This window comes from Streptomyces sp. NPDC058741, assembly GCF_042746715.1.
GTDB lineage: Bacteria > Actinomycetota > Actinomycetes > Streptomycetales > Streptomycetaceae > Streptomyces.
Map to the genome: position 1 here is coordinate 99,487 of NZ_JBHYQH010000022.1, position 10,245 is coordinate 109,731.

Annotated in this window: 9 protein-coding genes; 6 read left to right on the plus strand and 3 right to left on the minus strand. The window is 73.6% G+C overall.

What is annotated here, in order from left to right; translation table 11 throughout:
• Positions 1-152 precede the first annotated feature (152 nt).
• A complete protein-coding gene (locus ACFW6P_RS19500) occupies positions 153-575 on the minus strand; it encodes a YjbQ family protein (protein ID WP_386354114.1) in 423 nt (140 codons plus the stop codon).
• 71 nt (positions 576-646) lie between these two features.
• On the opposite strand from ACFW6P_RS19500, the gene ACFW6P_RS19505 reads away from it, so the two are divergent.
• Positions 647-1,723, plus strand: a complete 1,077-nt coding sequence (locus tag ACFW6P_RS19505; RefSeq protein ID WP_386354116.1) for an NAD(P)-binding domain-containing protein — start codon at positions 647-649, stop codon at positions 1,721-1,723.
• Between the two features lie 15 nt (positions 1,724-1,738).
• Here ACFW6P_RS19505 and mltG read toward each other — a convergent pair whose 3' ends face one another.
• Together mltG and ACFW6P_RS19515 are read right to left on the minus strand one after the other, a co-directional pair.
• Entirely contained in the window at positions 1,739-2,587 is an 849-nt protein-coding gene (gene mltG, locus ACFW6P_RS19510) for an endolytic transglycosylase MltG (protein ID WP_386354118.1), read from the minus strand.
• A 43-nt stretch (positions 2,588-2,630) separates the two neighbouring features.
• Complete coding sequence (locus ACFW6P_RS19515) at positions 2,631-4,433, minus strand: ABC transporter ATP-binding protein (protein ID WP_386354120.1); 1,803 nt, start codon at positions 4,431-4,433, stop codon at positions 2,631-2,633.
• Between the two features lie 102 nt (positions 4,434-4,535).
• Here ACFW6P_RS19515 and ACFW6P_RS19520 point away from each other — a divergent pair, with 102 nt between their 5' ends.
• The 5 genes from ACFW6P_RS19520 to ACFW6P_RS19540 all read left to right on the plus strand — a co-directional run bounded on the left by ACFW6P_RS19520 (position 4,536) and on the right by ACFW6P_RS19540 (position 10,164).
• Entirely contained in the window at positions 4,536-4,985 is a 450-nt protein-coding gene (locus ACFW6P_RS19520; RefSeq protein ID WP_386354122.1) for a MarR family winged helix-turn-helix transcriptional regulator, read from the plus strand.
• A gap of 590 nt (positions 4,986-5,575) precedes the next feature.
• Entirely contained in the window at positions 5,576-7,411 is a 1,836-nt protein-coding gene (locus ACFW6P_RS19525; protein ID WP_386424236.1) for an ABC transporter ATP-binding protein, read from the plus strand.
• The gene (locus tag ACFW6P_RS19530; protein ID WP_386354126.1) at positions 7,408-9,189 is read left to right on the plus strand and encodes an ABC transporter ATP-binding protein; all 1,782 of its coding nucleotides are present in this window, start codon (positions 7,408-7,410) and stop codon (positions 9,187-9,189) included. The genes ACFW6P_RS19525 and ACFW6P_RS19530 overlap by 4 nt, the downstream gene beginning before the upstream one ends.
• Positions 9,190-9,412: 223 nt before the next feature.
• The gene (locus ACFW6P_RS19535) at positions 9,413-9,883 is read left to right on the plus strand and encodes a DUF5709 domain-containing protein (RefSeq protein WP_386354128.1); all 471 of its coding nucleotides are present in this window, start codon (positions 9,413-9,415) and stop codon (positions 9,881-9,883) included.
• Between the two features lie 35 nt (positions 9,884-9,918).
• Positions 9,919-10,164, plus strand: coding sequence for a type B 50S ribosomal protein L31 (locus ACFW6P_RS19540; RefSeq protein ID WP_386354130.1), 246 nt, complete (start codon positions 9,919-9,921; stop codon positions 10,162-10,164).
• The last annotated feature ends 81 nt before the right edge of the window (positions 10,165-10,245 follow it).

Sequence of the window (10,245 nt, forward strand, 5' to 3'; positions counted from 1 at the left end):
TGTCCGCTGCGCGAGTGGAAAATCTCGCATTGATGACAATACGGGTATCCGCGTCAGGCGTCACGGCGTGCGAGCGCCCCCGAGCCCCGCACCCCGGCACGACCGGCCCGGCGGACCGGCGGACCGCGCTCAGCCAAGGAAGCGGGCCGCGCTCAGGCGAGGAAGCTCAGCCGCACCTTCCGGTCCGGGTTGTCCTTGTTGGTGTCCACCAGGCACACCGACTGCCAGGTGCCGAGCTCCAGCCTGCCGTCGATGACCGGGAGGGTGGCGTGCGGCGGGACGATGGCCGGGAGGACGTGGTCGCGGCCGTGACCGGGGCTGCCGTGCCGGTGCTGCCAGCGGTCGTCGGCGGGCAGCAGGGTGTGCAGCGCGGCCAGCAGGTCGTCGTCGCTGCCGGCGCCCGTCTCCAGGACCGCGATCCCGGCCGTCGCATGGGGGACGAAGACGTTCAGGAGGCCGTCGCGGCCGGCGGCGGCCTCGCGCAGGAACGACGCGCAGTCGCCGGTGATGTCGGCGACCCGCTCGGTGGAACCGGTGGCGACGTTCAGGACTCGGGTGGTGAAGACATCTGACATGCCCCCATCCTGACGCACTCGCCGGGGAGGCACCCGGGAAGATCCACGCCCTCGGGAGAGTTGGTAGAAGCGTGAACGACTCGCGCGAGGTCCAGGTGGTCGTCATCGGCGCCGGCCAGGCCGGTCTGGCCGCGGCCTGTCACCTGCGGCGGTCCGGTTTCGAGCCGGACCGCGACCTCGTGGTGCTGGACCACTCCCCCGGGCCCGGCGGGGCGTGGCAGTTCCGCTGGCCCTCGCTGACGTACGGCACGGTGCACGGGATGCACGCGCTGCCGGGGATGGAGCTCACGGACGCGGACCCGGCACGGCCGTCGTCCGAGGTGATCGGCGCGTACTTCGACCGCTACGAGCGCGCCTTCGGCCTGCGGGTGCGGCGGCCGGTCGACGTCCGTGCCGTGCGCGGGGGCGCGGACGGGCGGCTGCTGGTGGAGAGCGCGGACGGAGTGTGGTCGGCGCGGGCTCTGATCAACGCGACCGGCACCTGGGACCGCCCGTTCTGGCCGCGCTGTCCGGGCCAGGAGACCTTCCGCGGCCGGCAGGTGCACACCGCGCGGTACCCCGGGCCGCAGGCGTTCGCCGGGCAGCGGGTCGTCGTGGTGGGCGGCGGCGCCTCGGGCACGCAGCATCTGCTGGAGATCGCCCCGTACGCCGCGACCACGACCTGGGTGACGAGGCGCCCGCCCGTCTTCCGCGAGGGATCCTTCGACGAGAACGCCGGGCGCGCCGCCGTCGCGCTCGTGGAGGAGCGGGTGCGGCGGGGGCTGCCTCCGAGGAGCGTCGTCTCCGTCACCGGGCTGCCGCTGAACGACGCGGTCCGCAAGGGCATCGAGGACGGTGTGCTCGACCGGAGGCCGATGTTCGACCGGATCACGGCGGACGGGGTGGAGTGGGACGACGGCCGGCACGTCGATGCGGACGTCATCCTGTGGGCAACCGGCTTCCGCCCCGCGATCGGCCACCTCGCCCCGCTGCGGCTGCGCGGCCCGGGCGGCGGCGTCCGCATGGAGGGCACGCACGCCGCGGCCGACCCGCGCGTCCACCTCGTCGGCTACGGCCCGTCGGCCAGCACGATCGGCGCCAACCGCGCCGGCCGCGCCGCGGTACGGGACATCAGGCGCCTGCTGGAGCACCGGCCGCTCGCCGCGTGACGCGGCCCCACACCGCTACCCGGTCGCCTGCTTGCCGGCGCTCTTCTTCTGCTGCGCGTTGAACTCGGCGACGTTGCGCTGGTGCTGGGCGTAGTCCGCGGTGAAGCGCGTGTCGCCCGGGCGGACGGTGACGAAGTAGAGCCAGTCCCCCGGGGTCGGGTTGATGGCCGCGCGCATCGCCTCCTCGCCGGGGTTGTCGATGGGGGTCGGCGGCAGCCCCATGCGCTGGTAGGAGTTGTAGGGGCTGTCGATGCGGGTGTCGTCCGCCGTCGTGCGGAGCCTGGAGCGGTTCAGGGCGTAGTTGATCGTGGAGTCCATCTGCAGCGGCATGCCGCGCTCCAGGCGGTTGAAGATCACCCGGGCGACCTTGCCCATGTCGGCCTTGGTGGGGGCCTCCGCCTGGACGAGGCTCGCGATGGTGACGGCCTGGTAGACGTTCATGGCGTTGCGCTGCGCCCCGGCCGCGATGGGCGCGCCGTTGAACGTGTCGTTGGCCGTGTCGACCATCAGCGCCAGGAGCTTCTCGGGCGTCGCCCTCTCCTGGAGCGGATAGGTGGCCGGGAAGAGGTAGCCCTCGGGATTGCCCTCGGCGTCGTTCGGCAGTTTCAGCATCGCTTTGGGGAGGGACTTCCTCGTGCTGCCCGCGGGCAGGGCGAGGGCCTTGTCGACGGCGGCGTAGACCTGGCTCGCCCGCCAGCCCTCCGGGACGACCAGGGTCGTGGGCCGGCTGTCCTTCTCGGGCGCCAGGGTCAGCAGCGGCACCGCCACGGCGGTACCGACCACGACGGCTCCGGTCGCGACGAGGGCGATGCGGCCCCGGCGCGTCAGTCGAATCGTGCTCTGTGGCGGAGTGTTCTTCTCCATGCGGGCACGGTAACCCCCATACCGTCACAAACCCGGCATATTTTCATCTTGTCGGTTCCAGTTGGGCGTCCCGGCGTACGAGCGCGGCGTACCGGCCGTCGCGCGCGAGCAGTTCCTCGTGTGTGCCGCGCTCTACCGCGCGCCCCGCTTCGAGGACCGCGATCTGGTCGGCGCCCCGGACGGTGGAGAGCCGGTGGGCGATGGTGATGGTGGTGCGGTTCGCCGACAGGGCGTCGATAGCGGCCTGGACTGCGGCCTCGGTGCGGGTGTCCAGGGCGCTGGTGGCCTCGTCGAGGACGAGCACGGGCGGGTCGCGCAGGATGGTGCGGGCGATGGCCAGGCGCTGCTTCTCACCCCCGGAGAAGCGGTGGCCACGCTCGCCGACGACCGTGTCGTACCCGTCGGGCAGGGACGCGATGTGGTCGTGGATCTGCGCGGCCTTCGCCGCCCGGTGCAGCTCCTCGTCGGTCGCGTCGGGCTTGGCGAAGCGCAGGTTGTCGGCCACCGAGGCGTGGAAGAGGTAGGTCTCCTGCGAGACGACGCCGACCGCGCGGGCCAGCGTGTCGAAGTCGAGGTCGCGGACGTCGACGCCGTCGAGGGTGACCCGGCCTGCGGTGACGTCGTAGAGGCGGGGCACCAGGTAGCCGAGCGTGGACTTGCCGGCGCCGGTGGGGCCGACCAGGGCGAGGCTGCCGCCGGCCGGGACGGCGAGGTCGATGCCGTCGAGGACGGGGCAGGCCTGGGCGTCGTAGCCGAAGGAGACGTTCTCGAAGCGGATCTCGCCCTTGACGCGGTCGAGGCGGACAGGATCGGGGCGTTCGGTGATGTCGACGGGCAGGTCGAGATACTCGAAGATGCGCTGGAAGAGAGCGAGCGAGGTCTGGATCTGCACCCCGGTCGACAACAGGCTCACGGCCGGGCGGAACAGGCCCTGCTGGAGGGAGACGAAGGCGACGATGGTGCCGATGGAGACCTGGGGGCCGCCCAGCTGGAGGGCGAGACCGGCGGTCCAGTAGATGACGGCGGGCAGCGCGGCCATGACGATCGTGATGACCGCCATGCGCCAGCGGCCCGCCATGTTCGAGCGGACCTCCAGGTCGACGAGCTCCTCGGACTCGTCGGCGAAGGTGCTGGTGAGGGAGTCGGAGCGGCCCATCGTGCGGCCGAGCAGGATGCCGCCGACGGAGAGCGACTCGGTGACCGTGGCGGCCATGGCGGCCATCTGCTTCTGGCGCCGGGTGGTGATCTTCCGCCGTTCGTCGCCGACGCGGCGGCTGATCCACACGAAGACCGGCAGCAGCACCAGCGACACGACGGTCAGCCGCCAGTCCAGGGCGATCATCGCCACGATCGTGGCCACCACGCTGGTGACGTTCGAGACCAGGGAGGTCGCGGTGGAGGTGACCGTGGCCTGCATGCCGCCGATGTCGTTGGCGATGCGGGACTGCACCTCGCCCGTGCGCGTGCGCGTGAAGAAGGCGAGCGACATGCGCTGCAGCCGGCTGTAGACGGCGGTGCGCAGGTCGTGCATGACGCGCTGGCCGACCGTCGTGGAGATCAGGGTCTGCAGCACACCGAAGACGCTGGTGAGGACCGCGCCGACGATCATGCCGAGGGCGAGCAGACTGAGCAGGCCCGTACGCCCCTCGGGGATCGCGACGTCGAGGATCTCCTTCAGCAGGAACGGCGTGGCGACCGAGACCAGCGACGAGGCGCCGACCAGCAGACCGACGACCGCCAGGCGGCCCCGGTAGGGACGGAAGAGTCTCAGGATGCGACGGACCTGCCGGGGCTGATCCTGCATGCCGTCGGGCGGGGTCCAGGAGGATTCGCGGTCGGGACGCATGGGCTCCTTCGGGGGCGGTACGGCCGGATCGGCAGGACGGATCGGATCGTAGCTCATTGTTACCTATACTCACAATGAACGGCGTCCTGATAGTGTCCCCGCATGACCACGCCCGACTCCGACGGCCTGCTCGCCGAGCAGTTGCTGCGGCTCACGCGCCGGGTGCACCGCATCCAGAAGCGCCACCTGGAGCAGCGGGAGCTCGGCATCACCCCGGCCCAGTCCCGCCTGCTGCGCACCCTCGCGCACTGGGGCTCGCCGCCGCGCATGGCCGACCTGGCCGAGCGCCTGGAAGTGGTGCCGCGCGCCGTGACGACGCTGGTCGACGGACTGGAGGCGAGCGGCAAGGTGCGGCGGGTCCCCGACCCGGACAACCGGCGGGTGATCCGCATCGAACTGACCGACGACGGGCGGGCCGCGCTGCGCGAGCTGAGGGCCGCGCGCAGGTCGGCTGCGGAGGAGATCCTCGCCCCCCTGACGGAGGACCAGCGCGCGGCGCTCGGAGGGCTGTTGGACACGCTGGTCGACGGAGCGCCCGTGGAGCGCTGCTGACGGACGCGGGCCGGGCGGTGGCCCGCGGGCACCACTCGTTCCTCCAGGAGCGGTGCCCGCGCCCCGCCGGAACGCGTCAATCTCCCCGGCAAGCGCGCCTGTTGCCACGAGGCGCTTCCTGCCCGACGCGCGTCATCCGTACCGCGCGGGCCTCCTCACCACCGCAGGCGCTCCCCCGTGCGCACCCCCAGCTGGGTCGTCGACCCCCGTCCCTCCGGAGCGCTTCGAGCCCGTCGGTCTTCTGCGCGCGGTGCTCGCCTTGCCGGACGAGGACGCTGACCGGTGCGCTTCGGCCGCTCCGCCCCTCGGGGAGGCCGGCGACGGAGACCTCGACGCGGTGCGGACGGCCGTCGCCGAGGAGCGGGGACGTGACCGACCGTCTCCTCGTGAGCGGTGCTCCACGGGATCCCGGCCGTCTCCGCACAGCGCACCCGCCCAGCCGGACACGCCCGTCGGGGATCCCGTCGGCCGGTTCCCGCCCCTGGGTGGAAAACCGTTTGCCATCGACCACGCACCGCCGCGAACCTGTCACGGTTTGCTGCGGCCGGCCGCACCCCCTCCCCTGCCCTGACACGAGCCACTGGGACGTCATGCAGATCCAAGACCTTCCGTATCCCGACCCGGGCGTGCCGGACGCGCGTTCCGGGCCCCGCTTCCTGTGGTGGCTGTTCCGGAACCAGCTGGGCGGCCAGTTCAAGTCGCTGGCCTGGGGACTGGTGCACTTCACGTCCGTCGCCGCGCTGCCGTTCGGCGTCGGTGTCGCCGTGCAGGCCGTCGTGGACCGCTCCGGGTCGCACCTGGCCCTCGCGGGCGGTCTGCTGGCGCTGGCCGGTGCCGGCAGCGCGATCGGGGACACCTTCCTGCACCGCGCCGCCGTCACCAACTGGATCACGGCCGCCGCCCGCGTCCAGCAGCTCCTGGCCCGCAAGGCGGCCGGGCTGGGCTCGGCGCTGACCCGGCGCGTGGCGGCGGGGGAGGTGGTCGCGGTCTCCACGGGCGACGTCGAGAAGATCGGCTGGTTCGTGGAGGCCCTGTCCCGGTTCACCGCGGCCCTGGCCACCGTCGTGCTGGTCTGCGCCGGTCTGCTCGTGTACCAGCCGGCGCTGGGCGTGGTGGTCGCCGTCGGCCTGCCCGTGCCGGCGCTCGCCGTGCTGCCCCTGCTGCCCCGCGCCACCCGCCGTGCCGACACCCAGCGCGAGAAGGCCGGACGCGCCACCGAACTCGCCTCGGACACCGTCGCGGGCCTGCGCGTGCTGCGCGGCATCGGCGGGGAGGAGCTGTTCCTCGACCGCTACCGCCGTGCCTCCCAGGAGGTCCGCCACGCCGCCGTGCGCAGCGCCCGGATGTGGTCGCTGATCTCGGCGATCCAGGTCCTGCTGCCAGGGCTGCTGCTGATCGCCGTCGTCTGGCACGGTGTGCGGCTGGCCGGCCAGGGCGAGATCACCGTGGGCGAACTGGTCACCGTCTACAGCTCGATCATGGTCCTCACGTATCCGCTGCGGCACTTCGAGGAGATCGCCATGGCGTACTCCTTCTCCCGGCCCTCCGCCACCCGGGCCGCGGGCGTGCTGGCGCTGGAGCGGGCCACGGACAGCGCGGGGACGCGCCCGGACGGTCTCCCCTCGGGTGATCTGTACGACCCGGAGACCGGGCTGCTCGCCGGCGGGGGCTCGCTGACCGCCGTGGTGTGCGGGGACCCTGACGCGGCGGGCCGGCTGGCCGAACGGCTGGGCGGGCACCCCCCGCGGGCGGGCACCTCCGTGCTGCTGGGCGGGGTGCCGCTCGACGAACTCCCCCTGGACAGCGCCCGTACGGCCGTCCTGGTCCAGGACAAGGACCCGGTCCTGCTCTCGGGCACCCTGCGCGGGCTGCTCGACGTCCCCGCCTCCGGAGCCGTCGAGCCCCGGGCCGCGCTGGCCGCCGCGCAGTGCGACGACGTGCTGGCGGCGCTGGTGCAGGGGTCGCTGGACGCCGCCGACCCCCTGGACGCGCGGATCACCGAACGCGGCCGGTCCCTGTCCGGCGGTCAGCGCCAACGGCTCGCACTGGCCCGGTCGCTGCTCACGGACCCCCGGGTGCTGGTACTGGACGAGCCGACGTCGGCCGTCGACTCGCACACCGAGGCCCGGATCGCCCAGGGCGTCCGGGAGGTGCGGGCGGGGCGCACGACCGTGGTGTTCACCACCTCGCCGCTGTTGCTGGACGTCGCAGACCGGGTCGTTTTCCTGTACGAGGGCGAGGTCGTGGCGGTCGGCTCCCACCGCGAACTGGTGCACGCCGAGCCCCGCTACCGGGCGGTGGTCACGCGCGAGACCGACGCCGAGGCCGCGGCCGGCGGTCCGGCCGCTCCGACGGACGCCCGGCGTGAGGACGCGGTGCACGACGACGTGCTGCGGGCACTGGAAGAGATCGAGGAGACGGCATGATCGGCGTCGCGCCACCGGCCTACGACCCTGCGGCCCCGACGACGGCGCACACCCTGCCCGTCGGAGCCCCCGCGACCGTGCGCGCCTACGCGGCCGAGCTGCTGCGCCGGCACCGCCGGGCGTTCGCGCTGCTGGTCACCGTCAACACGGTCGCGGTCGTGGCCTCGATGGTGGGCCCGTGGCTGCTGGGCTCGCTGGTGGAGCGGGTGGCCGACGGCACTGGCGACGTGCGCCTGGGCCTCACGGCCGGGCTCTTCCTGGCGGCGCTGGCCGTCCAGGCCCTCTTCGTCCTGCAGGTGCGGCTGCGCGGCGCGATGCTGGGCGAGCGGATGCTGGCCGACCTGCGGGAGGACTTCCTCGTCCGCTCGGTCGGGCTGCCGCCCGGCGTGCTGGAACGGGCCGGGACCGGCGACCTGCTGTCGCGGATCACGACGGACATCGACCGGCTGGCCAACGCCATGCGCGAGGCCGTGCCGCAACTGTCGATCGGCGTGGTGTGGGTCGTGCTGCTGATGGGCGGGCTGGTCGTCACGGCGCCGCCGCTCGCGCTCGCCGTGCTGGTCGCCCTGCCGCTGCTGATCGCCGGCTGCCGCTGGTACTTCCGGCGCGCGCCGGGTGCCTACCGCTCCGAGGCCGCCGGGTACGCGGCCGTGGCCGCAACGCTGGCCGAGACCGTGGACGCGGGGCGCACCGTGGAGGCCCACCGCCTCGCCGGCCGGCGCATCGCGCTGTCGGAGCAGCGGATCCGGGAGTGGACGGCCTGGGAGCGCTACACGCTGTCGCTGCGGTCGGTGCTCTTCCCGGTCATCAACGTCACCCACGTGACCGTGCTGGCCTCGGTCCTGCTGATCGGCGGCGTGTTCGCGCTGCGGGGCTGGATCGACGTCGGCCAGCTCACGACCGGCGCGCTGATCGCCCAGATGCTCGTCGACCCGGTGGGGCTGATCCTGCGCTGGTACGACGAACTGCAGGTCGCGCAGGTGTCGCTGGCCCGGCTGGTCGGGGTCCGGGACATCGAGCCGGACGCGGGTGACCCCGCGGTGGACCCCGAGGGCCGCCACGTACGGGCCGACCGGGTGCACTTCGGCTACCTGGAGGGCGTGGACGTCCTGCGCAAGGTGTCCCTGGAGGTGGCCCCCGGCACCCGGCTGGCCCTGGTCGGGCCGTCGGGCGCGGGCAAGTCCACGCTGGGGCGGCTGCTCGCCGGGATCTACGCGCCCCGGGACGGCCGGATCACCCTGGGCGGCGCCGAGCTGTCCCGGATGCCCGCCGAGCGGGTCCGCGCACACGTGGCGCTGGTCAACCAGGAGCACCACGTCTTCGTGGGCTCCCTGCGCGACAACCTCCGGCTGGCCAGGACCGGCGCCGATGACGCCGAGCTGTGGGCGGCGCTGGGCGCGGTCGACGCCGACGGCTGGGCCCGGGACCTCGACAACGGCCTGGACACCGAGGTCGGTTCGGGCGGGCTGGCCCTCACACCCGCCCGGGCCCAGCAGATCGCACTGGCCCGGCTGGTGCTGGCCGACCCGCACACCCTGGTGCTGGACGAGGCGACGTCCCTGCTGGACCCGCGGGCCGCCCGCCACCTGGAACGCTCCCTGGCCCGGGTCCTGGACGGACGCACCGTCGTCGCCATCGCCCACCGGCTGCACACCGCGCACGACGCCGATGTCATCGCCGTCGTGGAGAACGGGCGGATCAGCGAACTGGGCAGCCACGACGAACTGGTCGCGGCGGGCGGGGCGTATGCGGCGCTGTGGCGGTCCTGGCACGGGTGAGAAAGGGTGTGGGGCCTTCCGGAACGGGGGGTGGGGCCTTCCGCTGCGTGGCGTTGCGTGGTCCCGAGACACGGTGGAAGGCTGGAAGCAGGCACCGGCTCGGGGAACGCCCGCAGAACCGCGGCAGCGGTCCGGGGACGGGTGGCGCCGGTGCTCCGTGCGGAGGCGGCCCCGCGCGGGCCCCGATGAGGAGCGGGCCCGTCCCCACCCCCTGGAGGTACCCGTGAACAGCTCCGACGGCTGGGGAGACGACGTCTACCAGCCGGACCAGGACGAGCAGAGAGAGGACACGGGGCTGCTCGACGCCGAGGACACCCTGGAGCACGACGGCGTGGACGATCCCCTCGACCGGGGCTGGTCCCCTCCCGAGCGGCCCTGGGCCGTGGAGCACCGCGGTGTCACGGCGGCCGAGCGGCAGCGTGGCGAGACCCTGGACCAGCGGCTCGCCGAGGAGCTTCCCGACGCCGCCGCCCAGGACGGTGACGGCCTCGGGGACTGCGCGGGCACCGACGGGGAGCTCCTCGACAACGAGGTCGGCGCCGCACGCTCCGGCCGGCTCGTCGCACCCGACGAGGGCGCGCACGAGGACGAGGAGAGCGCGCTGGTCGCCACGGACGTGGGCATCGACGGCGCAGCGGCGTCGGCGGAGGAGGCCGCCGTCCACGTCGTCGACGAGGACACCCTGCCCGGCTGACCGCAAGCCCGGCCCGAGCCGTCCGAGGAGCATCCATGCAGCAGGACAAGCACCCCGACTACCACCCCGTCGTCTTCCGCGACCGCGCCGCCGGCTACGCGTTCCTGACCCGGTCCACCGCGACCAGCGAGCAGACCATCGAGTGGGACGACGGCGAGACCTACCCGGTCGTGGACGTGGAGATCTCCTCGGAGAGCCACCCCTTCTACACGGGCAAGGCCCGCACGGTGGACTCGGAGGGCCGGGTCGCGGCCTTCGAGCGCCGCTACGGCAGCGGCTGATCCCCCGTGGGAGGCGCGGGGGGGCGGCGTGTTTGTGTTGGGGCCCCGCGGCCCCCGCCCCCCCGCGGCGGGAGGAGACAC

Excerpts from the sequence above, each read along its gene's own strand:
- ACFW6P_RS19500 (WP_386354114.1), bottom strand. The coding sequence starts at position 575 with ATGTCAGATGTCTTCACCACCCGAGTCCTGAACGTCGCCACCGGTTCC.
- mltG (WP_386354118.1), bottom strand. The coding sequence starts at position 2,587 with ATGGAGAAGAACACTCCGCCACAGAGCACGATTCGACTGACGCGCCGG.
- ACFW6P_RS19515 (WP_386354120.1), bottom strand. The coding sequence starts at position 4,433 with ATGCGTCCCGACCGCGAATCCTCCTGGACCCCGCCCGACGGCATGCAG.
- ACFW6P_RS19520 (WP_386354122.1), top strand. The coding sequence starts at position 4,536 with ATGACCACGCCCGACTCCGACGGCCTGCTCGCCGAGCAGTTGCTGCGG.
- ACFW6P_RS19525 (WP_386424236.1), top strand. The coding sequence starts at position 5,576 with ATGCAGATCCAAGACCTTCCGTATCCCGACCCGGGCGTGCCGGACGCG.
- ACFW6P_RS19530 (WP_386354126.1), top strand. The coding sequence starts at position 7,408 with ATGATCGGCGTCGCGCCACCGGCCTACGACCCTGCGGCCCCGACGACG.
- ACFW6P_RS19540 (WP_386354130.1), top strand. The coding sequence starts at position 9,919 with ATGCAGCAGGACAAGCACCCCGACTACCACCCCGTCGTCTTCCGCGAC.